The organism is Actinoplanes sp. TBRC 11911 (assembly GCF_012933445.1).
Classification (GTDB): Bacteria; Actinomycetota; Actinomycetes; order Mycobacteriales; family Micromonosporaceae; genus Actinoplanes.
In genome coordinates this window covers 21,123-42,798 of sequence record NZ_JABBNC010000008.1, presented here as the reverse complement: position 1 = coordinate 42,798, position 21,676 = coordinate 21,123, and the positions used below count along the sequence as shown (strand labels likewise).

The following is a 21,676-nucleotide window of genomic DNA, read 5'->3' as shown; positions in this document are numbered from 1 at the left end:
GCCTCACTCTGAGTCGTCACGGCTACCGTTGCCGCGGTGGAGAGCGTGATCGTTGTGCCGGGGCTGGGTGGATCCGGGGCGGGGCACTGGCAGGCCGACTGGCTTTGGGATCTGAATGGTGCTGTAGGTGTCGAGCAGCGGGACTGGGATCGGCCGGACCGGGATGAGTGGGTTGCCGCACTGGACGCCACGGTGCAGCGGGCGACCGGGCCGGTGGTGCTCGTGGCGCACAGCCTCGGCTGTCACACCGTGGCCCACTGGGCTAGCCGATACGCCGATGCGCCCGGGGGTCGTGCCGAGCCTGGCGGTGCTGCCCGGCCTGGTGGTGGCGCCCGGCCTGGTGGTGGCGCCCGGCCTGGTGGTGGCGCCCGGCCTGGTGGTGGCGCTCAGCCTGGCGGTGCTGCTCAGCCCGGCGGTGGCGCCCAGCCTGGTGGTGGCGCCCAGCCTGGCGGTGCTGCTCAGCCTGGCGGTGCTGCTCAGCCCGGCGGTGGCGCCCGGCCTGGTGGTGGCGCCCAGCCCGGCGGTGCTGCTCAGCGCGGCGCAACGCGCTGGCCGGGTGGGCCGCGGGTTCGGGCGGCGCTGCTGGTGGCGCCGCCCGACCTTGACTTCGGGGCGGCTCGCGGGCTGCCGATCGCGAGCTTCCGGCCCGCGGCGGTGGGGGCGCTGCCGTTTCCGGCCGTGCTGGCGGCCAGCAGCACCGACCCGTGGGCGACCGTCGGCTGGTCGCGGGGGCTGGCCGGGCAGTGGGGCGCGCGCTTCGTGGACGTCGGCGACGCCGGTCACGTCAATGTCGAGGCCGGGTTCGGGCCGTGGCCCCGGGGCGAGCAACTGCTCCGGGACCTCATCGCGGCTACGACGCCGTCGCCGCCCTCGCGGCCGGCGGGCTGACGCCGGGCGTCAGAGCTCCGGCATGGGGGTGTGGAAGACGCGGAAGTCGCCGCGGTCGCGGTGCAGGGTCCACAGGTGGTCGGCGATGGCGGGGGCGTTGGTGACCGGGTCGTCGTCGCGGATGCCGCCGGGCACGATCAGCTGGGTAACGTGGATGCCCGACGGCTCCAGCGTCTGGTGCAGCGTCTGAGCGTAGGCGCTCTCCGCGGCGAAAGCGACCGACGTGCCGGTCACCGCGGCTCGCGGGCGGACCGCGGAACCGCCGTTGACCAGCAGGATCGTGCCGTGGCCCAGGGTGCGCATGCCGTCGAGCACGGCGTTGGCCGCGGTGAACAAGCCGTACACGGAGAACTCGATGGCGGCCGTCAGGTTCTCGATCGTGGTGTCGGGGGTCGAGCGGAGGAACTCGCGGTGCGGCAGGGGGCTGTACTGCAGCACCTCGACCGGGCCCAGGGTCTCGGCGGCCTCGGTGAGCGCGCGGTCCAGGGCCTCCCGGTCGCGGACGTCGGCGGCGAAACCGCGGGCGTTGACCCCCTCGGCCTTCAGGGCGGCGGCCAGCGTGTCGAGTTTGGTCTGGGTGCGGGAGACGAGCGCGACGTCGAACCCCTCGCGGCCGAAGCGGCGCGCTACGGCCGCTCCGACGCCGGGTCCGGCGCCGACGATGGCAATCGTGGTCATGATCGAAGGCTAGTCTTCTCGCGTGCATCGACCACCAGGACCGTGAGCGCGGCCACCGTCAGCAGCGCGGCGACCAGGGCAAGCGGGCGCGAGCCCAGGCCGGGCAGCAACGCGCCGCCGAGCAGCGACCCGCCCGCGATGCCGACGTTGAACGCGGTGCTCATGCCGGCCGAGGCCATGTCCGTGCTGCCGGGGGCGACCTGCAGCATCCGGTTCTGCGCCGCGGTGGCGAACCCGGCGTAGCCCAGCCCGGTTCCGGCGATCAGCACGATGGTGGCGGTGGGGGACGGGCCCAGGGCGTACAGGCCGAAGAGCGCGACCACGCCCACCGAGAGCGGCAGCAGCAGCGAGCCGACCGGGTGCTGGTCGAGGATGCGGCCGATGGCGATGGTGCCCGCGACACCCGCCGCGCCGGCGACGAACAGCAGCGGGGCCAGCGCGGCGCTGCCGAATCCGCTCACGTCCAGCAGGAACGGCGTGATGTACGTGTTGAGGGTCAGGAAACCGCCGACCCCGACCGCGGTGGCGATCAGCAGGTTCACGAAGTGGCGGCGGTCCGGCGCGGTGCCGGTGGCGGCGGTGCCGGACCCGGCGGGCACGGCCGGCAGCAGCGCCACCACGGCGGCCGCGATCGCCACGCCGGCGGCGGCCATCCCCGCGAAGGCCGCGCGCCAGCCGGCCTGCTGACCCACCCAGGTCGCGATCGGGACGCCCGCCACCGGGGCCAGGGCCGCGCCGGCGCCGAACAGGGAGATCACCCGGCCGCGCATGCCGACCGGGAACAGGCCGCTGACCGTGGGCCCGACGATCGACCAGAACAATGCCTGGGCCAGCGCGGTGATCAGCCGGGCCACGGCCAGGATCTCGTACGTCGACGCCAGCGCGCCGGCCGCATTGGCGACCGCGAACAGCGCGAGCGTGGTGCCGAGCAGCAGGCGGCGGGGGACCCGCTTGGTGGCGACGGTCAGCGGCACCGAGGCGAGCACGACCACGAAGGCGTACCCGGAGACCAGCAGGCCCACCTGGGAGCGGGACCGGTCCAGGTCGGGCGCGATCAGCGTGAGCAGGCCGATCGGCAGCAGTTCGGTGGTGACGAAGGCGAAGGCGGCGAGCGACAGGACGGCGAGCGCGGCCCAGGCCCGGCGGCGCGGCAGGATCAACGACATGATCTCGGCATTCTCGGGGTTCGCGCTCATCGGTGTCATTGTTTTCATGGGCTGGCTGGTGGGCCGATGGGTGGAATTCCCGGTGGCGGCGCTGGGCCGGCTCGTCTATCTGGTGCTGGCGCCGTGCCTGCTGTTCACCGTCGTCGCCAAGGCTGACCTGGGTGTTCTGTTCAGCGAGCCGCTGCTCGTCTCGACCGCCGCCGCGTGCGTCTGCTTCGCCCTCTACCCCTTGATAATCAGGGGGAGGGACAAGGGCACGCGGATCGTGGGGGCGCTGGCCGGGGGCTACACGAACGCCAACTACATCGGGCTGCCGATCGCCACCTACGTGCTGCACGACGCCGCGCTGGTGGTCCCGATCGTGATCCTGCAGGTGCTGGTCATCACGCCGGTCGCGCTCACCATGCTGGAGATCGTCACCGTCGGGCGCGCGTCGGTGCGGTCCGTGCTCGCCACGCCGCTGCAGAACCCGCTGATCGCCGCGGTCATCCTCGGCGCGCTGGTGGCCGTCACCGGGGTCCGCCTCCCCACGGTGGTGGCCGATCCGATCGCCACGGTCGGCGAGGCCGCGGTGCCGGTCGTGCTCCTCGTCTTCGGTCTGTCGCTGCACGGGCAGCGCCTGCTGGCTCCCGGCTCGGACCGGGTGGCCACGATCGCCGCGGTGGTGATGAAGACCGCGGTCATGCCGGCCGTAGCCTTCGGGCTGGCAAGCGCGCTGCGTCTACCGAACCATGCCACGTACGCGGTGACTGTCCTGGCCGGTCTGCCCACCGCCCAGAACGTCTTCCTCTACGCCCAGCGCTTCTCGGCCGGGCTGGTGCTCATCCGGGACGCGATCTTTCTGTCCACACTCGCGTGCGTACCGGCGTTGTTGCTGATCGCTTACCTGTTCACGCGGTCTTGACGCTCTCCACCCGCCCGGCCGGCGGGGTCGATGGCGCGGACTTCTTCGCACGCGTGGTGGCCGAGGTGCACTCCTCGGTCACGATGTCGATGAACTTGCGCTCCTTGCGCGAGCCCTTCGACGACCAGCCGCTGCCGACCTTGTGCCACCAGTCCCGGGCCTCCGGTTTGGTGAACAGGTCGTCGAGGTTGAACCGCAACGCTTTCTCGTCGAGGCTCCCCATGTGCCACAGCGTGTTCCAGTGTGCGACCCAGAGACTCATACCGATCGCCGTCATGCGCTCGTCGGCGGGTGGTCGCTCGGTGGCGTTGTAGTCCAGTTCCGGGTGATCGAGCATCAGTTTGATCAGCTCGAAGTGCCGCTCCCTGACGTCCACCGCTTGCGCGGTGCGCGATTGTTGCTGCTGAACGACCAGGGCGATCGCAACGGCGAGAAGTGCGGCAATCGAGATGATGGTCGGTAGATCGGTCATCTCCACTCTCTGTTTCGTTGGGTGCCATACCAACCCATCGAACCGGCCGGCTCGGTCGAAACGAGCCCTCCGGCTTCAGGCAAAGGCGGGCAGTCACGAGTAGGGCCAATGCAGGGCAAGTTCTCACGCAAGCCCTGCCTCGGCAACCCATGTCGCACAGCGTGTCCGTCGTTGTCTGACGCTTTCCAGTAGGCGGATTATTCGACGCAGGTGCGTTCTTGACGCTCTTGGACCGTCGCGGTTTGCTGACCCGTCCGCTGGTCATGATGGATCCACGTCGATGTTGTGGCCCGTCCGGGCGCCGCCGTCGAAGGCCCGGCCCCATTCACCGCCACGGATGAGCGCCCTTGGTCATCACTGTGAGTGCCGATTATGGCGAACGGGAGCATTACGGACTCACCGGGCGTGCCCCGTGACCTGCAGTTGTTTCCGTGACCGTACGACTACATACGGTTAGTGGCTGGTGCCGCCGAAGGTCTCCATGAGCACGTCCCTCTCGGCGTCGGTGAGGTTGGTGGTCACCAACGTCTTCGGCAGCCCGTGGAACCGCTCGCCGAGCCGGTCCAGATCGGCGTTCTCGGTCACCAGGAACAGGGCCGAGGTGCCCTCGGTGATGCTCGTGCGGATCTTCTCGAGATCCTCGCGCCGGATGCCGGTGCCCTCGGTGGCCTTGCTGATCGCGCCGATCGACGCGCCCACCGCGGCGCCCACCACCGGCACCAGGAAGAGCGTGCCGACCATCAGGCCCCAGAGCGCGCCCCAGCCGGTACCGCGCCGGCGGTCGTCGTGCTTGTGCTCGGTCTTGGGCTGCGGTTCGCCCTTCGGCCAGGTGACCACCGCGTGATCGACGATCTTCACGAGCCCGTCGGCCGCGGCGTACTCCAGGATGGTTTCGGCTTTCTGCGCACCTTGCGGGTCGTCGAACTTCCACACCGTGAACGTGGTCATGCCGTACTCCCAGGGGATTTGGTAAGGGGTGGTGATGCGGCACCATCGTGGGATTCGGGCGCCGGAGGTGCCTCATCCCGGTGGGGCGAGGATTCCTCGGGCGCGGCCTTCGGGGCTGCCTCGGCCTTCGGGGCGGCGCCACCGGACAGCAACGCGTTGATCCAGGTGGTCGACGGATCGACGTCCACGAGCAGCCCCTTGGCCAGCAGCGTCAGCGGGATCGCCAGCAGCGCGCCCAGCGCGCCGAGCACCCAGGCCCAGAACACGAGCGACAGGAACGACACGGTCGCGGACAAGCCGACCGCATCACCGACGATCTTCGGCTGGATCACCGACTGGATGACGAAGTTGACCACGCAGTACAGCACGATCACCGTCACCATCAGCTCCACCCCGCCCTGCAGCAGGGCGAGAAGCGCCGGCGGCACCAGGCCGATGATGAAGCCGATGTTCGGGATGTAGTTGGTGATGAACGCCAGCAGTCCCCAGAGGACCGGCAGCGGCACGTCGAGCGCCCACAGCAGCAGGGTGTCGACGACCGCGACGATCAGCCCGAAGATGGTCGAGACGAGCAGGTAGCGCCGGGTGCCCTGGGAGAACGAGCGGAGCGCGGTGACGACCTGCGGCCGATCGCCGGCCACCGAGCGCAGCCGGGCCGGGAAGTTCACCGCGTCGATGCACATGAACAGCAGCACGGCGAGCAGGAAGACGGTGTTCGACAGCAGGCTCGCCAGCCCGCCGGCCAGCGCCTCGACCCAGTTCGCGATCGTGCGCGGGTCCGCGCCGGAGATCCAGTCGCGCACCTGCTGGGTGCTGATCCCGATGTTGTTCAGCTGCGCGATGACATCATTACGGAGGTTGGCGAACTGCTGCTCGTACTCCGGCAACAGGCCGACCAGGCGGTACATCGAGATCACCAGGGCACCGCCGAGCAGCGCCAGGATCGCGTACGAGGTCAGGATGGTGGCCAGCGTCGCGAGCCAGACCGGGACGCCCCGCCGGCGCAGCCAGCCGGTCAGCGGGCTCACCGTGACCGTCAGCATCAGGGCGAGGAAGACCGGCCCGATGATCCCGGCCACGCCGCGCATCCCGGCCACGACGACCACCAGGGTCGCGCAGCCGAGCAGCACGATCACCCCGCGCGGCAGGGACGTCCCCTCAGTACCGGGCCTCACGGCCGTGTACCGCGAGTGCGTAGATCGCCAGCACGTCCAGGGCGATCATGATGGTGGACCAGATCGGGTACGCGGGCAGGAACGCGAGGTTGGCCAGGGCACTGAGGCCGGCGATGATGATGCCGATCACGCGCGCCCACATCTGGCCGGCCAGCACGCCGACACCGGTGATCATGGCGATCACCCCGATGACCAGGTGGATCCAGCCCCAGGCGGTGAAGTCCAGTTCCAGCAGCAGCCCGGTGCGGGTGACCGCGTAGAAGTCGTCCCGGATCAGGGCGACCAGGCCCTGGAAGATCTGGAAGCCGCCGAGCAGCATGAGCATGGTGCCCGCGAAGACCACCATGCCGACCCAGGGGGTCACTTGCGGTGTCCGCTGGACGGGATATGACGGGTCGGTTGTCGCCCGCTGGGACTCGGTGTGCGTCATGGTCGTCCTCCGGGTTGTCGGTGCGTCGTCCCGACGGTCGCCCACCGCGCGCCGCGCTACCTCACCCGAGCGGGGTGAACGGCCGGTTCATCCCCGCCGGATGACGACCGGGAGGCGGGCCGGCCGAACGCTAGGTATCCATGACGGACGAACTGGGTGCCGAACAGCGACGACTGGCCGAGGCCGATAACGATCAGGTGCCGTGGCGGCGGTGGGGGCCCTACCTCAGCGACCGGCAGTGGGGGACGGTCCGCGAGGACTACAGCGCCGACGGCGAGGCCTGGGCGTACCTCAGCCACGACCAGGCACGGTCGCGGGCGTACCGCTGGGGCGAGGACGGCATCGCCGGGTTCAGCGACGACCGGCAGCTGCTGTGCCTGGCGGTGGCGATGTGGAACGGGCGGGACCCGATCCTCAAGGAGCGGTTCTTCGGGCTGACCAACGGCGAGGGCAACCACGGCGAGGACGTCAAGGAATACTGGTTCCACCTGGACGGGACGCCCACCCATTCGTACATGCGGATGGTCTACAAGTATCCGCAGGCCGAGTTCCCGTACCTGGATCTGATCGAGACCAACCGGGCGCGGGGCCGCGAGGACTTCGAGTACGAGCTGCTGGACACCGGGGTGTTCGCGGAGGACCGTTATTTCGACGTCGAGGTGGAGTACGCGAAGGCCGCTCCGGAGGACCTGCTGGCGCGGATCACCGTGCACAACCGCGGGCCGGAGCCGGCCACGCTGCGTCTGCTGCCCACCGTCTGGTGGCGCAACACCTGGTCCGGCGGGGCCGGCAAGGAGCCGCTGCTGCGCCGCGTGGACGGGCCGGCCGGGCTGTCCGTGGTGGAGGCGACGCACGAACGGCTCGGCACCCGGTACTGGATCTGTCTCGGCGACGAGGCCGTCCATTTCACCGACAACGAGAGCGCGGGTACGCCGTACGGGAAGGACGGTTTTGATCGGCTTGTGGTGCACGGCGAGACCGACGCGGTGAACCCGGCCGGGACCGGCACCAAGGCGGCCGCCGACATCACCCTCACGGTGCCCGCGGGCGGTCAGCAAACCGTGCGGGTGCGGCTCAGCGAGCACGTCGGCGACCAGAGCGATTTCGACGCCGTGGTGGACCGGCGGCGCGCCGAGGCCGACGAGTTCTACCAGGAGCTGATCGGGCCCGGGCTGGACCCGGATCGGCGCCGGGTGGTGCGCCAGGCGATGGCCGGGATGCTGTGGAGCAAGCAGTATTTCGAGTACGACGTGCAGCAGTGGCTGACCGAGCACGGACGCGATCCGCTGGACGCGCGCGACCTGCGCAACGGCTCCTGGTTCCACCTGAACGCGCACGACGTGATCTCGATGCCGGACACCTGGGAGTACCCGTGGTTCGCGGCCTGGGATCTGGCGTTCCAGGCGATCGCGCTGAGCGTGGTGGACCCGGCGTTCGCGAAGGCGCAGATCGAGTTGCTGCTGAGCCGCCGCTACCTGCACCCGGACGGGCAGATCCCGGCGTACGAGTGGAACTTCGGCGACGTGAACCCGCCGGTGCACGCGAACGCCGCGTACCTGGTGTACGAGCTGGACCGGGCCCGCACCGGCCGTGGCGACCGCGCCTGGCTGGAACGCGTCTTCCAGAAGCTGGTCACCAACCACACCTGGTGGCTGAACCGCAAGGACGTCGACGGCCGCAGCGTGTTCCAGGGCGGCTTCCTGGGGCTGGACAACATCGGCGTCTTCGACCGCAGCGCGCCGCTGCCCACCGGCGGCCATCTGGACCAGGCCGACGGCACCGCGTGGATGGCGTTGTACTGCCAGGGCATGCTGCAGCTCGCGCTGGAGCTCGCCGAGGACGACGAGAGCTATGTGGAGCAGGCGCTGACCTACTTCGAGCACTTCGTCTGGATCGCCACCGCGGTCGCCCACGAGACCGGCAGCGCGGCCATGTGGGACGAGCAGGACGGCTTCTTCTACGACCTGCTGCGGCTGCCGGACGGCGGCGCGACCCGGCTGCGGGTGCGCTCGATGGTGGGTCTGCTGCCGCTGGCCGCGGTCACCGTGCTCGAGCCCGCGGTCGTCGAGCGGCACCCGCGGATCATGACGGAGGTGCGCGCGTTCCTCGCCGACCACCCCGAGGTGGCGTCGGTGCTGCGGACCGGCCGGGCGGCCGACGACCACCAGCGGCGGCTGCTCACGCTCTTCGACGAGACGCAGCTGCGCCGCATCCTCGCGCGCCTGCTCAACGAGGAGGAGTTCCTCAGCCCGTACGGGATCCGCTCGTTGTCCCGGCACCACGCGGCGGAACCGTTATCGCTGAACCTGGGCGACCACAGCTACACCGTCGCGTACCGGCCGGCCGAGTCGGACAGCGGGATGTTCGGCGGCAACTCCAACTGGCGCGGGCCGGTCTGGTTCCCGGTGAACACGCTGCTCGTCCGGGCGCTGCTGAACCTCTACGTCGGATACGGCGACGACTTCCGGGTGGAGTGCCCGACCGGATCCGGCAACGAGATGACGCTGTTCGAGGTGGCCCGCGAGATCGGCGACCGGCTCACCCGGGTGTTCGTGCCGGACGACGCCGGCCACCGGCCCTGCCACGGCGGCATGGACATCTTCGCGAGCGAGCATTGGCGGAATCTGATCACTTACTCCGAGTATTTCCACGGTGACAACGGTGCCGGGCTCGGCGCCTCGCACCAGACCGGCTGGACCGGGCTGGTGGCGATCTTCCCGGTCATGTTCGAGGGTCTGTCGGGTCCGGATCTGCTGGCCCGGGGGATGCGGGGGGTGTTCGGGGGGCGGTGACGACGCTGCCCACGATCGCGGCCAGCAGCAGGGCGAACGAGAGCACGTACAGCCAGCCGATGTAGGTGAACGCCAGGCCGATCGTGCCGTACTTCTCCGAACTGCTGACCATGGCGCGCGGCAGGTACACGTCGCCGGCCGCGCGCACCGCGATCATCATGCCGCCGAAGATCGCGCCGGCCACCAGCAGCCGCCACCGCGCCACCACCAGCGGGCCGAGCAGCATCAGCGGCAGGGCCACCGCGACCGCCAGATCGGCCACCAGCGTGACGGCCGCCCCGGCCAGGCGCGGCTCCGGGAACTTGTCGGTCAGATCGGCGAGCAGCCGGATCGCCACCACGAACAGGGCCAGGATCAGGACCGAGAGAACCTGCAGCCCGGTCGCGGCCGGTCCGGCCTTGCGCGCCGGCACCATCCAGATGACCCGATACGCCCGTGTCAGTGCCCGGGCCAGGCCGGTGGCCGAGACGACCACGATGAGCGCGCCCACGATCCCGAACGCGTTGCTGTTGCTGCCGCCGAGCGCCTCCTGCAGCAGCCGTTCGCTCTGCGCCGGCAGGTTGAGCCGGTCGTTGACCCACTTGCGGACGGCGACGCCGGACAGGGCGCTCAACATGATCAGAATCGGGAAGATCGACGTGAACGCCTGCGCGGCCAGCGTCATCGCGCGGTCGAAGATCTGCACCCGGATCAGCTCGCCCGTGACCCGCAGCAGCAGGGCGCCCAGCCGGTGCGCGAGGACCGCCTCGGCGAGCGGGCGCAGCCGGCGCGGCACCGCGTCCAGCCGCACCTGCGGTTCGCTCGGGCTTGTCACCGGCACATGGTCCGTGCCGCCGCCCGGCCCGGTCCTCATCCGTCCGGGGTGAGCCCGTCGCCCCGGCCCGCCGGACACGATGCCGACAGAATCTGAGGAAGGGAGCCGTCATGTGTCGCTGGCTGGCCTACTCCGGCACGCCGATCCGCATGGAGGAGTTGCTCTACAAGCCGCAGCACTCGCTGATCGACCAGAGCATGCATTCCCGGCTCGGGGTGGAGACGACCAACGGGGACGGCTTCGGCGTCGGCTGGTACGGCACCGACGGCGTCCCGGAGCCGGCGCTGCTGCGCGGGGTCGGGCCGGCTTGGAGCGACGTCAACCTGCGCGAGGTGTCCCGCTCGACGGTCTCGCCGCTGTTCCTGGCGCACATCCGGGCCAGCACCGGCACCCCGGTGCAGCAGACGAACTGCCACCCGTTCCGCTACCGCAACTGGCTGTGGATGCACAACGGCGCCATCCGCGACTTCCACACGATCAAGCGGGAGCTGGTGTTCGCGATCGATCCCGAGCTCTACCCGCAGATGTCCGGGTCCACCGACACCGAGGTGATGTTCTTCCTGGCGCTCTCGCTGGGCCTCGAGCACGGCCCGGTCGGCGCGGTGGAACGCATGGTCGGGCTGGTCGAGTCGATCGGGCGGGCCAACCACATCGAGTTCCCGATGCAGATGACCGTGGCCACCACCGACGGCGACCGGCTCTGGTGCTTCCGCTACTCCACCGAACGTGACAGCCGCTCGCTGTTCTTCAGCAACGACATCACCGCCCTGCAGGCGACCCACCCCGACGTCGACGTGCTCCGCGGGCTGTCCGACGAGACCCGGCTCGTGGTGTCCGAACCGCTGGGCGACCTCGAAGGCGCGTGGATCCCGGTGCCGGAATCGAGCTGGGGCGTGGTCCAGAAGGGCCAGGACGAGCTGGGCGCGTTCCAGCCGGTCGCGCCCTGACCGGCTACGGTGGCCGCATGCCCGGCGCGGACGGCTTGGTGGTGGCGCACGTGTCCGACCTGCATCTGGGGGCGGACGACCCGGCCGCGGTCGGCTCGCTGGCCGCCGACGTGGCCGCCGCCCGGCCGGTGCTGACCGTCGTCACCGGCGACTTCGTCATGCGGGCCTACACCGAGCAGTTCCGGCGGGCCGCGGCGCTGCTCGACAGCCTGCCCGACCCGGTGCTCGCCGTCTCCGGCAACCACGACCTGCCGCTGCTGAGCCCGCGACGGCTGCTCAGCCCGTACGGCCGCTTCCGGCGCTGGATCGACGACGACCTGGCGCCGGTGGTCCGGGTCCGCGGGATCACCGCGGTGGGTCTGCAGTCGAGCACCCGATGGCGGTTCACCCAGGGGCGGGTGGCGCGGCGGCCGGCCCGTGCGGCGGCCGCCACCCTGGCCGCCGCCCCCGCCGGCGACCTGAGGTTGCTCGCGATGCACCACCCGCCGCCGCAGCTGCTGTGGCACTCCCGGCTGCCCGCCGCCGACCTGCTGCTGGCCGGGCACACGCACCTGCCCGCCGTGCGGCCGTTACCGCCGCACGGCACGCTCGTGGTGGCCGGGACGGCGACGAGCCGCCGCACGCGCGGCATCCCGCCGTCCTGGAGCCTGCTCACCGTCGGGCCGGACGAGCTCCAGGTGCGCGAACGCTACCTGGGCCCGGACGGCTGGTACACCGGGCGGAGCGTGCGCTGCCCGATGGCCGGTTTCCAGCCGCTTCACGCCAGCTGAGTCACGTCCTCGGCCGGGGCGCTCCGCATGCCGCGCGAATGAAGGGGCAGGGCCAGTTCCCACAGCCGCGCCCACTCCAGCTCGGGCTCCGGGGGGCGCAGGCCGGGGCGGTGCCGCGGCACCCGCACCCGCAGCGCGCCGGGCTGGATCGTGCAACGCACCGGCGACGGCATCATCAGCGCCTCGCCGTCCACACCGACCGCCACCGTCGGGCTGTCGCCGTCCGCCTCCACCGACGCCTCGGTGACCTTGTCGGTGTAGACCGACCGCGGCCCGGTCACCACCAGCACGCCCAGCCGCCCGGTGTCCATCCGGTTGCGGTGCCCGCGCGCGGTGTACGGGTTGTTGCTGATCAGCACGGTCGCGGCCCGGTCCACGGTGCGGCCGGCGGCCACCATGCGCAGCGTCTTCGGATGGTCGCCGGCCAGGATGTCGGGCAGCGTGTCCAGGGCCGTGCGAAGCTTCTCCGCCCGGTAGGACTCCTTCTGCACCACCTCGGCGTACGCGCCGAACGACGCGTTGTTCACGAACACCCGGTCGCCGGCCCGGCCGAGGTCCACCCGCACCTCGACGCCGTCCGTCAGCGCGTCCAGGCAGTTCGCCGGTTGCTCGCAGTCCAGGCCCAGGTCCTTGGCGAAGTGGTTGCGGGTGCCCGCGGAGATCACCAGGAACGGCAGGCCGTGCTCGGCGGCGACCGACGCGACCAGCGCCTGGGTGCCGTCCCCGCCGGCCACGCCGAGCAGGTCCGCGCCGTCGTCCACCGCCTGGCGCGCCACCGCCTCGATGTCGACCTGCCGGCCCTCCACCAGGAAGACCTCGGCGCCCAGCTCGCGCGCCTTCTCGGCGAGGCCGAACCGGACCACCTTCCCGCCGCCGGACCGCGGGTTCATGATCAGGAACGGTCGCCGGGGTGGTGCCGCCTCCCGCTCGGTGGCGAAGTCGTCGGGCTTGACCAGGGCGCGGCGGCCGACGCCGACGCCGGTCAGCCACAGGACGCCGAACACGACCACGACCCAGATCAGGTTCGCGATCGCGAACAGCACCATCACCGCGATCGGCGCCAGCACCACCACGATCGCGGCGAGCCAGCGCTTCCACCGGCGGTGCGTGAGGAACCACCAGGCGGCCGCCAGGCCGAGCGCGGTGCCGCCTAGTCCGATCAGGATGAGTCCGAGGCTGCCGCGCGCCCCGGCGACGGCGATGACGAACACGGTCGCCGCCGCCATCAGCACCAGGGCCAGGCGGGCCAGCCAGCTCGCGCGTACCGGTGAAGTCATCCTCGCAGCCTCGTCCCCGCCGCCGCGTCCGGCCTCATACCGCCGGGATGAGGTGCGCGGACATCACCGGGTGAACCGTCGGGGGCAGTCGGCGCGCTGGAGAGGAGCGATCGTGTCGAGGTCACGCGAGCTGAGACACCCGGCCGAAGTGCCGTTCTACGTGTTCATGGTCGTGCTCAACCTGCTCATCATCGGCTTCATCGTGCAGTTCGCCCTGGTGCTGCCGTTCCTGCCGGAACGCGTCCAGGATTCGGGCTGGGGGACCGCGATCCGCTCCGCGGCGTGGGCCCTGTTGCTGCTGGTCCCGACACTGGTCATCATTCGCGAGACGCAACGGGCCTCGATCCGGGGCACCGCCGTGCAGCTCTCCCCGAAGCAGTACCCGGAGCTCTACCACACCGCCGACGAGTTCGCGCACAAGCTGGAGCTGCCGCGGCGCCCGAACATCTTCCTGGCCAACGGCAACGGCACGCTGAACGCCTTCGCCGCCCAGGCCACCGGCCACGACTACGTGGTGCTGTCCAACGAGCTCTTCACGCAGCTCTACCACGGCAACCGGGACGGGCTCCGGTTCATCCTGGGCCACGAGCTCGGGCACATCCGCCTGCACCACGTCTCGCTCTGGTACCAGCTCTCGGTCGCGTACTCGGAGCGGATCCCGATCCTCGGCCCGACGCTGTCGCGCTTCCGCGAGTACTCGTGCGACCGGCACGGTGCCCGGCTGTGCCCGCTCGGGGCGACCGGTCTGGTGCTGCTCGCCTCCGGCCGGCACACCGAGAACGTGGTCGACGTCGACCAGCTCGTCCAGCAGGGCCGTCAGCTGCACGGTTTCTGGGTGTGGCTGGCCCAGCTGCCGCAGTCGCACCCGTTCACCGTCCGCCGTCTGGAGCGGTTGTACGGGCTCGGTCTGTTCCACCCGCGGGTGCGGGAGCCGGAACCGGAAACGACCATGTGACGGACTGGGGGACTCTTCATGACGGACGCCACCTACCAGGTCAGGGTCTCGGGACTGATTCCCGACGAGCTGCTGTCCGAACTTCAGGACCTCAAGGTGAGCGTGGAGCCGCCGGAGACCGTGCTGCACGGCTACCTGCCGGACCAGTCCGCGGTCGTGGGTCTCATCTCCCGCATCCACGGCATGGGGCTGCGGCTCATCGAGGTGCGCCGCCTGCCCGCCGATGACCTCCCGTGAGGGGATCGCTGGTGTTCTCGTTGCTGACACTCGCCGTCCTGGCCGCGCTGGTCGCCGCCGACGTGGTGGAGCGGCGCCGCCGGCGCCGGCTGATCGAGGACGTGCACGTCTTCGAGTGCCGGGTCCGCGCGCTCGGCCGTGCCCCGGCCGGCTGGCGGCTGCTGCGCCGCCGCTGGTCGCGCCGCAGGTGGGCGTGGTGGGACGGCGACGTGCTGGTGATCCGGCGCGGGCCGGTCCTGGATCGCCGGGTCCGCTTCGCCGCCCGCGTGCCGGCGAACCTGACGCCCTGCCCGCTGCGCCCGTTCGGCGAGCACGGCGTCGCCGTACGCCTGGCACTGAGCGACCGCGAGATCCAGGTCGCCGCGCCGGACTGGTCGCGTACCCAGCTCGTCGGCCCCTACCTCGCCGCCGCCGTAACCCATCTCCCCAAGGCGCCGGTACCCCGGCGCTTCCATCGATAGCAGAAGGGCCATCGATCATGTCCGACACTCAGCAGAAGCAGTCGGCCCACGCGGCCGAGGAGCCGTACAACGTCCGTTCCACCCCTGGGCCGACCGCCTGGGTGGGTATGGTCGTGTTCGCCGGCGTGATGTTGCTGATGACCGGAACGTTCCAGGTCATCGAGGGGATCGTCGCGATCGTCCGGGACGACTACTTCCTCGTCACCCGCAGCGGTCTGGTCCTCACCTGGGACTACACCACGTGGGGCTGGATCCACCTGATCATCGGGGTCATCGCCGCGCTCACCGGTATCGGGGTCTTCCTCGGCCAGATGTGGGCCCGCGTGATCGGCATCATCATCGCCGGGATCAGCGCGCTGGCGAACCTCGCGTTCCTGCCGGCCTACCCGATCTGGGCCACCATCGTCATCGCCCTGGACGTCCTGGTCATCTACGCCCTGGCGGTGCACGGCCGCGAGGTGCGCAACTGAGCCGATGAAGGCCCCGGTCACCGGGGCCTTCATCGTTTTCGGCTGTCAGCGCTTCCGCAGGAACAGGGCCTCGGCCTCGGCTAGCGACGCGATCTCGCGGGGGTCGACGCTCTCGTTCGGCGCGTGGATCGCGGCCGTCGGCTCCTCCACCCCCATCAGGATGATCTCGGCCTGCGGGAAGGTGTCGGCGAAGACGTTGCACAGCGGGATCGACCCGCCCTGCCCGAGCGTGGTCATCTCCCGCCCGTACGCCTCGGCCATGGCCGCGGCGAACGCCCGATACGCCGGCCCGTCGGTGCGGGCCTCGAACGGTTGCCCCAGCGCCTCCTTCGTCACCGTCACCCGCACGCCCCAGGGCGCCGCCGAGTGCAGATGCGCGATGAGGGCGTCCAGGGCCTTGACCGCGTCCGTTCCGGGCGGCACGCGCAGGTTCAGCCGGGCGCGCGCGTGCGGCTGGATCGCCGCCGCCGAACCGACCACCGGCGGGCAGTCGATGCCGAGCACGGTCACCGCGGGCCGGGCCCAGATCATGTCCGAGATCGAGCCGCTGCCCAGCAGGTCGACGCCGTCGAGCAGGCCGGAGTCGGACCGGAACTGCTCGGGGGCGTACGGGGCGCCGGACCAGGTCTGGCCGTTGTCCAGACCGGAGACCGTGGTGTTGCCGGCCTCGTCGCGCAGCGACGCGAGGATGCGTACCAGCGCCGCCAGCGCGTCCGGCGCGGCACCCCCGAACATCCCGGAGTGCAGTTCGCCGGCCAGCGCCTCCACGGTGACCACCACGTTGACCATGCCGCGCAGGGTGACGGTGGCGGCCGGCACGCCGACCGCCGCGTTGCCCGTGTCGCAGACCAGGATCGTGTCGGCGCGCAGCAGGTCCGGGTGCTTGACCACGAAGTCCTCCAGGCCCCCGGTGCCCTGCTCCTCGGAACCCTCCACGATGAGCTTCAGGTGCGCCGGCACGTCGTCGCCGAGCGCCCGCAACGCCGTCAGGTGCATGACGATGTTGCCCTTGCAGTCGGCGGCGCCGCGCCCGTACCACCGCCCGCCGGACTCGGTGAGGGTGAACGGCGGGGTGCGCCACTCCTTCTCGTCGAGCGGCGGCTGCACGTCGTAGTGGGCGTACAGCAGGACGGTCGGGCCGGGCCCGGGGCGTTCGCCGTAGACCGCGTGACTGCCGTCGCTGGTCTCATGCAGCCCCAGGTTCGTGAAGCCCACCTCGGCGAAGTGGTCGACCACCCACCGGGCGGCCCGCGCGCACTCCTCGGGCGGGTACTGCCGGGCGTCGGCGACCGACGGGATGGCAACCAGTTCCGCCAGGTCGCCGTGCGCCCGGTCCATCAGGGACGCGACCCGCTCACGCAGTTGCATCGCCATCACTCCCGCACCGTCTTGGCCAGCTTGAGCTCGTTGGCGACCTGCTGGAGCGTCTCGAGGTGCTGCGGGCAGTAGACCTTCATGATGGCCAGCTGGCCCCGCAGCGCGTTGTTGTCCGCCACGATCGGCCGCAGTCCCGGCCCGGCCGCGCCGTTGGTGAGCATGCCGTAGAGGGTGGCGCGGCGCAGCGCGTTGCCGGGATCCTGGCAGACCGCGCCGCCGTCGTCGCCGAGCACGCCGGCGATCGCGTCGGTGGTGGGCACCCGCAGCCCGGCCTTGCTCAGCTCCAGGCTGAGCTGGGCGGCCTTCGCGTCCGCCTCCTGACTCTTCTGCGCGCCGCGGTAGGTGAGGATCCCGGCGAACGCGAGGAGCAGGAAGACGAGCCCGGAGACGATGTAGAGGGTGAGATGACTCTGGTGGCCGTTCCGGTCGTCGCTCATGCCACCGCCACCTCCTCGGTGTCGTCGGTCTTCCACGACGGCTTGCGGAACCGGTAGAAGAGGTACGGGACGAGCAGGCCGAGGCCGAGCGCCCCACCGGCCACGATCAGCAGGTAGACGCCGACGTTGCCGGACTCGAACTGCGAGGGCGGCACGAAGCCGATCAGCAGGGCGGCGAGCGAGGCCGCGAAGCCGACCCCGCACAGGCCGACGAGCATCGGCGCACGGTAGCCGCGCGGGTGCTCGGGCTGCGTGCGGCGCAGCCGGACGGCGGCCACGAACAACAGCAGATACATGATCAGATAGACCTGGGTGGTGATCACCGAGAAGATCCAGTACGCGCTGGAGACGTCCGGGATGAACGCGTAGGCCAGCGCGATGACCGTGGTGACCAGACCCTGCGTCACGAGGATGTTCTGCTGCACGCCGTGCTTGTTGAGCCGCTGCAGGAACGGCGGCAGGTAGCCCTCTTTACGCGAGATCAGCAGCAGGCCCTTGGACGGGCCGGCCAGCCAGGTCAGCATGCCGCCGAGCGAGGCGGCGACCAGCATGACGCCGAGCACCGGGGTCAGCCACTGCGCGCCGAAGTTCGCGAGCACCGCGTCGAACGCCTGCATGACGCCGGCGGTCAGGGACAGCTCGTCGGCCGGCACGATCCAGGAGATCGCCAGCGCCGGCAGGATGAAGATCAGCAGGACCAGGCCCATGGACATGAACATCGCCCGCGGGAACTCCGTGGCCGGCTTGCGCAGCGAGGACACGTGCACCGCGTTCATCTCCATGCCCGAGTACGACAGGAAGTTGTTGACGATCAGCACCAGGCTGGACAGCCCGGCCCACGCCGGCAACAGGTGCGAGGCGGTCATCGGCGCCGCGGACGCGTTGCCCTGGCCCAGGAAGACGACGCCGAGCACCACGAGCAGGATGCCCGGAACCAGCGTGCCGATGATCAGGCCGCCGCTCGCCAGCCCGGCCACCCCGCTGGTGCCGCGCGACGATACCCACACGCCGGCCCAGTAGCAGACCATGATCACGACGGCGGTCCACACGCCACTGGACGCCAGGTCGGGGTTGATGACGTACGCCAGCGTGCTGGCCACGAATCCGAGCAGGCTCGGGTAGTAGAAGATGGTCATCGCGAACTGGCACCACACCGCGAGGAAGCCCATCGGCTTCGACACGCCCTGGCTCACCCAGTTGTAGACGCCGCCGTTCCAGCCGGACGCGAGCTCGGCGGAGACCAGCGCGGTCGGCAGCAGGAAGACGATGGCCGGCACCACGTACAGGAAGATGCTGGCCAGTCCGTAGACGGCCATCGTGGGCGACGGGCGGAGGCTGGCCACCGAGCTGGTGGTCATCAACGCCAGTGCCACCCACGAGATGTAGGGAACCGCGCGCGCGGTCCGTCCTTTGTCGCCCGCGGCCTTGACCGGCGGTGCTTCCGACCGCCTGGCGGGCACATCCATCGTGCTCACGCTGCCTCCGTTCGGTGTCGACGCCCAACCGGCCGGGCACGATCGTGCCCGGCAGCCAGAGCGTCACTCCCGGACCGACCGGCGGCCTCATCCGGACCGGATGACCGCCGCGGCAGCGACGAGCATCCCTATTCCGGCGGCGCGGTCGTCATCGGACCCGTCGCAGCCGCGCGAACAAGGCGGACAGGGACCGGTAGAGCGGGTGTCCGCAGAGGACTCCCAACGCGACGGCGATCATCGAGCCGAGCGCGCCCAGCAGATCCTCGGCACCGCGCACCGAATCCCGGCTGAGGTACTCGGTCAGTCCGATGAGGCTCAACGCCCCCGGCACCAGCAACATGAAGCCGGGCAGGAACGACACCAGCGCGGGTGGGCCGGACGGCCGCCGCTCGACGATGTACGCGGTCACGGTGAGCACCAGCGCGCCGACCAGACCGCTGAGGTATCCACCGACGAGCATGTTGCCGAGGAACTGGCCGGTCCATCCGGCGTACAGGACCAGCAGCAGCCAGCCGAACGACCGGGGCGGGCCGGACTGCAGCAGATAGCTGCCGATCGCCACGACCAGCACGCCGAGCCAGGGCGCCCAGGAGCCCAGCGCGTTCTCCGGGGTGCCGTCCGGCGTCTGGCCGTGCCGGACGCCGATGGTCTGGGTGGCGCCGATGATGCCGAAGGCGAGCAGCAGCAGTTGCAGGACGCCGGCCACCAGCCGGCTGGCCCCGGTGACCATCTCGGCGGCGGACATCTCGACCACCGCCATCGTCAGCATGGCGCCGGGCAGGAACGTCACCAGCGGGGCCACCATCGCCCGCAGGTCGGCGTTCGCCCAGTCGGTGCGCGCCAGGACGAACGTCAGCGAGGCGACGGTGAACGCGGCGACCACCGGCATGATCATCTGCAGGCTTTCCCAGCGTGCGCTGCCCAGCTTCAGGACGCCGACGAGCACCCCGAACAAGGCGGCGAGGATCAGATCACCCCAGGTGGGCTGCAGGATCAGGCAGATGCCGAAGGTGAGCACGGCGTGCCCGAACACCTGCACGGCGCGGCGGAACCGGGGTGGCATCGCCATCACGTCGCGCACCCGGCGGCTGCCCTCGGCCGGCACGACCCGCCCGTCCCCGGCCGCCCGCAGCAGGTCGTAGAGCGCGGTCATCTGGTCGAGGCGCAGGCCGCCGCGCAGCTGGTAGGTGGGTTCCAGGGTGGCCGTGCCGCCGGGTGTCAGGGACAGCACCACGTAGGTGGGCAGCACGCTGAACCTCGCGTACGGCGCGCCGTACGCGGCCGCGACCCGGCGCAGGCGATCCTCGATCTCGTTGGTCGCCTCGCCCGCAGCGGTGAGCGCGCTGCCGAGATAGAGCAGGAACTCCCGAAGCTCCCGGTCGCCCACGGCCCGGGTGGCCACCTCGTCCATGTGCTCAGCGATTGGCGAAGGTGGCCGGGATGGTGTGTGCCGTGACCGCCGAGGCGGCGGCCCGATCGGCCATCGTCGGGCGGCGCGGCCGGTGATGCTTCATCAGAACGGCCAGCAGGATGCCGAACGCCACCATGCCGCCCATCACGATGGCCGACCGGGAGAGTCCCGCGGCCAGCGCGTCGCCCGCGCTCTCGCCGGCCGCCGTGTGGGTCTCGATCGCGCTGTTGTAAACGGCGGCGGTGGCGGCCACCGCGAGCGCGGCGCCGACGTAGCGGGCCATGTTCGAGATGCCCGAGGCCTGACCGACCTCGGCCTCGTCGACCGCCGAGGTGGACGCCGACGAGGCGGGGCCGTTGGCCAGCCCGAGGCCGGCCGCGATGGCGATGAGCGGGAGTACGAACACCGCGTACTTCCAGGACGCCTGCGTGAAGCACAGCACGAGATAACCGGCGGTGGCGACCAGGAAGCCCAGCACGACCGCGCGGCGCGAGCCGATCTTCACGGCCAGCGGCGTGATGATCGGCGTGATCAGGATCATCGCGGCCGCGGCGGGCAGCGTGGCCAGCCCCGCCTCGAGCGGGCTGAGCCCGAACGCGGCCGGGTCCTGGAAGTACAGGCTGAGCACGTACATCAGCGCGTTCACCGTGCCGGCCACGATGAGGATCGCCAGGGTGGCGCCGACCAGCACGCGGTTGCGCAGCAGTTGCAGGTCGACCAGGGGAGCGGTGACCCGCTTCTCGGCCCAGACGAAGCCGACCGCGCCGAGGATCGCGACCACGAAGCAGATGAGCGTGGGGGCCGAGGCCCAGCCCCAGTCGCCGCCCTCGCTGAGCGCCAGTACCAGCGGAACCAGGATGACCGCGATGAGGACGGTGCCGGCGACGTCGATCGAGCGTGGCCGGTCCGGGTCGCGCGACTCCCGCACGGCCGCGAGGGTGATCGGGATGCAGGCGGCCGCGACCGCGGCGTCGATCCAGAACAGTCCCTGCCAGCCGGTGGCGTCCACGAGCGCGCCGCCGGCCAGCGGGCCGAGCGCGGCGCCGGCCGCCGACGCGGCGCCCCACAGGGTGATCGCGCGCATCTGCGCGGCCCCGGTCGAGTCGACCGAGAGCAGGCTCATCCCGCAGGCGAGGATCGTGGCGCCGGCCGCGCCCTGGATCATCCGGCCGGCGACCACGCCGGCGCCGCCGGCGGAGAGGGCGATCAGGACGGACGAGGCGACGAACAGCACCAGGCCGCCCAGGAACACCAGGCGGCGGCCGAAGACGTCGCCGAGCGCGCCGGAGGTCACGATCACCGCGGCGCCGACCAGCGAGTAGCCGGTGACCGCCCACTGCAGCTGGGAGAGCGGTGCGCCCAGGTCGTCGCTGATCGCCGGGAGCAGGATCGTCACGGCGGAGGTGTTGGCGTTGACCACGAGCGCCGAGATGCACGCGGCGAGCAGCACGCCGAGGCCGGCCGCCGCCTTTTTGGAGTCGAGCTCAGCCATCAGTTCTCCTCGATGGGGGATTCTCAGCTTGCGAGAGCAGCGATCCGGTGACCTCACCCGCCACGGATGGCTGTCACCCGCGGGGAATGACGACATGGCC

22 protein-coding genes are annotated in these 21,676 nt (G+C 71.0%); 9 read left to right on the top strand and 13 right to left on the bottom strand.

Annotated features, from left to right (window positions below; all coding sequences use genetic code 11):
* Positions 1–36 precede the first annotated feature (36 nt).
* Positions 37–888: an alpha/beta hydrolase gene (locus HH310_RS44810; RefSeq protein ID WP_169175932.1), complete on the top strand. Its 852-nt coding sequence runs from the start codon at positions 37–39 to the stop codon at positions 886–888.
* A 9-nt stretch (positions 889–897) separates the two neighbouring features.
* Here HH310_RS44810 and HH310_RS13870 read toward each other — a convergent pair whose 3' ends face one another.
* On the bottom strand, positions 898–1,566 hold the full coding sequence (locus HH310_RS13870) for an SDR family oxidoreductase (RefSeq protein WP_169175931.1): 669 nt from the start codon (positions 1,564–1,566) through the stop codon (positions 898–900).
* Positions 1,563–2,762 carry an MFS transporter gene (locus HH310_RS13865; protein WP_248293994.1) on the bottom strand — a complete coding sequence of 400 codons (1,200 nt, stop codon included), beginning with the start codon at positions 2,760–2,762 and terminating at the stop codon, positions 1,563–1,565. Before HH310_RS13865 ends, HH310_RS13870 begins: the two co-directional genes overlap by 4 nt.
* Between HH310_RS13865 and HH310_RS13860 the strand changes: the two genes are divergently transcribed.
* Entirely contained in the window at positions 2,731–3,636 is a 906-nt protein-coding gene (locus HH310_RS13860; RefSeq protein ID WP_169175930.1) for an AEC family transporter, read from the top strand. The two genes, HH310_RS13865 and HH310_RS13860, sit on opposite strands and share 32 nt — an antisense overlap.
* Here the strand turns inward: HH310_RS13860 and HH310_RS13855 are convergent.
* The 4 genes from HH310_RS13855 to HH310_RS13840 form a co-directional block, all read right to left on the bottom strand.
* Entirely contained in the window at positions 3,623–4,108 is a 486-nt protein-coding gene (locus HH310_RS13855) for a DUF6082 family protein (protein WP_169175929.1), read from the bottom strand. The genes HH310_RS13860 and HH310_RS13855 overlap by 14 nt on opposite strands.
* 453 nt (positions 4,109–4,561) lie before the next feature.
* Positions 4,562–5,056: a DUF1269 domain-containing protein gene (locus HH310_RS13850; RefSeq protein WP_169175928.1), complete on the bottom strand. Its 495-nt coding sequence runs from the start codon at positions 5,054–5,056 to the stop codon at positions 4,562–4,564.
* Entirely contained in the window at positions 5,053–6,231 is a 1,179-nt protein-coding gene (locus HH310_RS13845; protein WP_312034057.1) for an AI-2E family transporter, read from the bottom strand. Before HH310_RS13845 ends, HH310_RS13850 begins: the two co-directional genes overlap by 4 nt.
* Positions 6,215–6,661: a hypothetical protein gene (locus HH310_RS13840; RefSeq protein ID WP_169175927.1), complete on the bottom strand. Its 447-nt coding sequence runs from the start codon at positions 6,659–6,661 to the stop codon at positions 6,215–6,217. Before HH310_RS13840 ends, HH310_RS13845 begins: the two co-directional genes overlap by 17 nt.
* A gap of 140 nt (positions 6,662–6,801) precedes the next feature.
* Here HH310_RS13840 and HH310_RS13835 point away from each other — a divergent pair, with 140 nt between their 5' ends.
* Positions 6,802–9,453, top strand: coding sequence for an MGH1-like glycoside hydrolase domain-containing protein (locus HH310_RS13835; protein WP_169175926.1), 2,652 nt, complete (start codon positions 6,802–6,804; stop codon positions 9,451–9,453).
* On the opposite strand, the gene HH310_RS13830 is transcribed toward HH310_RS13835, so the two are convergent.
* Positions 9,383–10,267 (bottom strand): YhjD/YihY/BrkB family envelope integrity protein, encoded by an 885-nt coding sequence (locus HH310_RS13830; protein ID WP_312034056.1) that lies wholly within the window; start codon positions 10,265–10,267, stop codon positions 9,383–9,385. The genes HH310_RS13835 and HH310_RS13830 overlap by 71 nt on opposite strands.
* A gap of 110 nt (positions 10,268–10,377) precedes the next feature.
* Between HH310_RS13830 and HH310_RS13825 the strand changes: the two genes are divergently transcribed.
* A complete protein-coding gene (locus HH310_RS13825; RefSeq protein ID WP_169175924.1) occupies positions 10,378–11,214 on the top strand; it encodes a class II glutamine amidotransferase in 837 nt (278 codons plus the stop codon).
* Between the two features lie 17 nt (positions 11,215–11,231).
* Positions 11,232–11,984, top strand: a complete 753-nt coding sequence (locus HH310_RS13820) for a metallophosphoesterase (protein ID WP_169175923.1) — start codon at positions 11,232–11,234, stop codon at positions 11,982–11,984.
* Here the strand turns inward: HH310_RS13820 and HH310_RS13815 are convergent.
* Complete coding sequence (locus HH310_RS13815; protein ID WP_169175922.1) at positions 11,972–13,261, bottom strand: diacylglycerol kinase family protein; 1,290 nt, start codon at positions 13,259–13,261, stop codon at positions 11,972–11,974. The two genes, HH310_RS13820 and HH310_RS13815, sit on opposite strands and share 13 nt — an antisense overlap.
* A gap of 112 nt (positions 13,262–13,373) precedes the next feature.
* Here HH310_RS13815 and HH310_RS13810 point away from each other — a divergent pair, with 112 nt between their 5' ends.
* Genes HH310_RS13810 through HH310_RS13795 form a run of 4 tightly spaced genes read left to right on the top strand, consistent with a single transcriptional unit; the run spans position 13,374 to position 15,384 of the window.
* Positions 13,374–14,216 carry a M48 family metallopeptidase gene (locus HH310_RS13810; RefSeq protein WP_312034055.1) on the top strand — a complete coding sequence of 281 codons (843 nt, stop codon included), beginning with the start codon at positions 13,374–13,376 and terminating at the stop codon, positions 14,214–14,216.
* A gap of 18 nt (positions 14,217–14,234) precedes the next feature.
* On the top strand, positions 14,235–14,453 hold the full coding sequence (locus HH310_RS13805) for a hypothetical protein (RefSeq protein ID WP_169175921.1): 219 nt from the start codon (positions 14,235–14,237) through the stop codon (positions 14,451–14,453).
* An 11-nt stretch (positions 14,454–14,464) separates the two neighbouring features.
* Positions 14,465–14,914, top strand: coding sequence for a hypothetical protein (locus HH310_RS13800; protein WP_312034054.1), 450 nt, complete (start codon positions 14,465–14,467; stop codon positions 14,912–14,914).
* A gap of 17 nt (positions 14,915–14,931) precedes the next feature.
* The gene (locus tag HH310_RS13795) at positions 14,932–15,384 is read left to right on the top strand and encodes a hypothetical protein (protein ID WP_169175920.1); all 453 of its coding nucleotides are present in this window, start codon (positions 14,932–14,934) and stop codon (positions 15,382–15,384) included.
* Between the two features lie 45 nt (positions 15,385–15,429).
* Here HH310_RS13795 and HH310_RS13790 read toward each other — a convergent pair whose 3' ends face one another.
* The 5 genes from HH310_RS13790 to HH310_RS13770 form a co-directional block, all read right to left on the bottom strand.
* Entirely contained in the window at positions 15,430–16,758 is a 1,329-nt protein-coding gene (locus HH310_RS13790) for a dipeptidase (RefSeq protein WP_248293993.1), read from the bottom strand.
* Positions 16,758–17,198 (bottom strand): hypothetical protein, encoded by a 441-nt coding sequence (locus HH310_RS13785; protein WP_169175919.1) that lies wholly within the window; start codon positions 17,196–17,198, stop codon positions 16,758–16,760. The genes HH310_RS13790 and HH310_RS13785 overlap by 1 nt, the downstream gene beginning before the upstream one ends.
* Positions 17,195–18,664, bottom strand: coding sequence for an APC family permease (locus HH310_RS13780; protein WP_169176117.1), 1,470 nt, complete (start codon positions 18,662–18,664; stop codon positions 17,195–17,197). Before HH310_RS13780 ends, HH310_RS13785 begins: the two co-directional genes overlap by 4 nt.
* Positions 18,665–18,821: 157 nt before the next feature.
* Entirely contained in the window at positions 18,822–20,084 is a 1,263-nt protein-coding gene (locus HH310_RS13775; protein WP_169175918.1) for a threonine/serine exporter ThrE family protein, read from the bottom strand.
* Positions 20,085–20,088: 4 nt separating this feature from the next.
* Positions 20,089–21,576: an MFS transporter gene (locus HH310_RS13770; RefSeq protein ID WP_169175917.1), complete on the bottom strand. Its 1,488-nt coding sequence runs from the start codon at positions 21,574–21,576 to the stop codon at positions 20,089–20,091.
* Positions 21,577–21,676: the final 100 nt, after the last annotated feature.

Bases quoted from the DNA above. Each gene is read 5' to 3' on its own strand.
- HH310_RS13870 (WP_169175931.1), bottom strand. From the start codon at position 1,566: ATGACCACGATTGCCATCGTCGGCGCCGGACCCGGCGTCGGAGCGGCC.
- HH310_RS13860 (WP_169175930.1), top strand. From the start codon at position 2,731: ATGATCTCGGCATTCTCGGGGTTCGCGCTCATCGGTGTCATTGTTTTC.
- HH310_RS13865 (WP_248293994.1), bottom strand. From the start codon at position 2,762: ATGAGCGCGAACCCCGAGAATGCCGAGATCATGTCGTTGATCCTGCCG.
- HH310_RS13855 (WP_169175929.1), bottom strand. From the start codon at position 4,108: ATGACCGATCTACCGACCATCATCTCGATTGCCGCACTTCTCGCCGTT.
- HH310_RS13850 (WP_169175928.1), bottom strand. From the start codon at position 5,056: ATGACCACGTTCACGGTGTGGAAGTTCGACGACCCGCAAGGTGCGCAG.
- HH310_RS13840 (WP_169175927.1), bottom strand. From the start codon at position 6,661: ATGACGCACACCGAGTCCCAGCGGGCGACAACCGACCCGTCATATCCC.
- HH310_RS13835 (WP_169175926.1), top strand. From the start codon at position 6,802: ATGACGGACGAACTGGGTGCCGAACAGCGACGACTGGCCGAGGCCGAT.
- HH310_RS13825 (WP_169175924.1), top strand. From the start codon at position 10,378: ATGTGTCGCTGGCTGGCCTACTCCGGCACGCCGATCCGCATGGAGGAG.
- HH310_RS13820 (WP_169175923.1), top strand. From the start codon at position 11,232: ATGCCCGGCGCGGACGGCTTGGTGGTGGCGCACGTGTCCGACCTGCAT.
- HH310_RS13815 (WP_169175922.1), bottom strand. From the start codon at position 13,261: ATGACTTCACCGGTACGCGCGAGCTGGCTGGCCCGCCTGGCCCTGGTG.
- HH310_RS13805 (WP_169175921.1), top strand. From the start codon at position 14,235: ATGACGGACGCCACCTACCAGGTCAGGGTCTCGGGACTGATTCCCGAC.
- HH310_RS13795 (WP_169175920.1), top strand. From the start codon at position 14,932: ATGTCCGACACTCAGCAGAAGCAGTCGGCCCACGCGGCCGAGGAGCCG.
- HH310_RS13790 (WP_248293993.1), bottom strand. From the start codon at position 16,758: ATGGCGATGCAACTGCGTGAGCGGGTCGCGTCCCTGATGGACCGGGCG.
- HH310_RS13785 (WP_169175919.1), bottom strand. From the start codon at position 17,198: ATGAGCGACGACCGGAACGGCCACCAGAGTCATCTCACCCTCTACATC.
- HH310_RS13780 (WP_169176117.1), bottom strand. From the start codon at position 18,664: ATGGATGTGCCCGCCAGGCGGTCGGAAGCACCGCCGGTCAAGGCCGCG.
- HH310_RS13775 (WP_169175918.1), bottom strand. From the start codon at position 20,084: ATGGACGAGGTGGCCACCCGGGCCGTGGGCGACCGGGAGCTTCGGGAG.
- HH310_RS13770 (WP_169175917.1), bottom strand. From the start codon at position 21,576: ATGGCTGAGCTCGACTCCAAAAAGGCGGCGGCCGGCCTCGGCGTGCTG.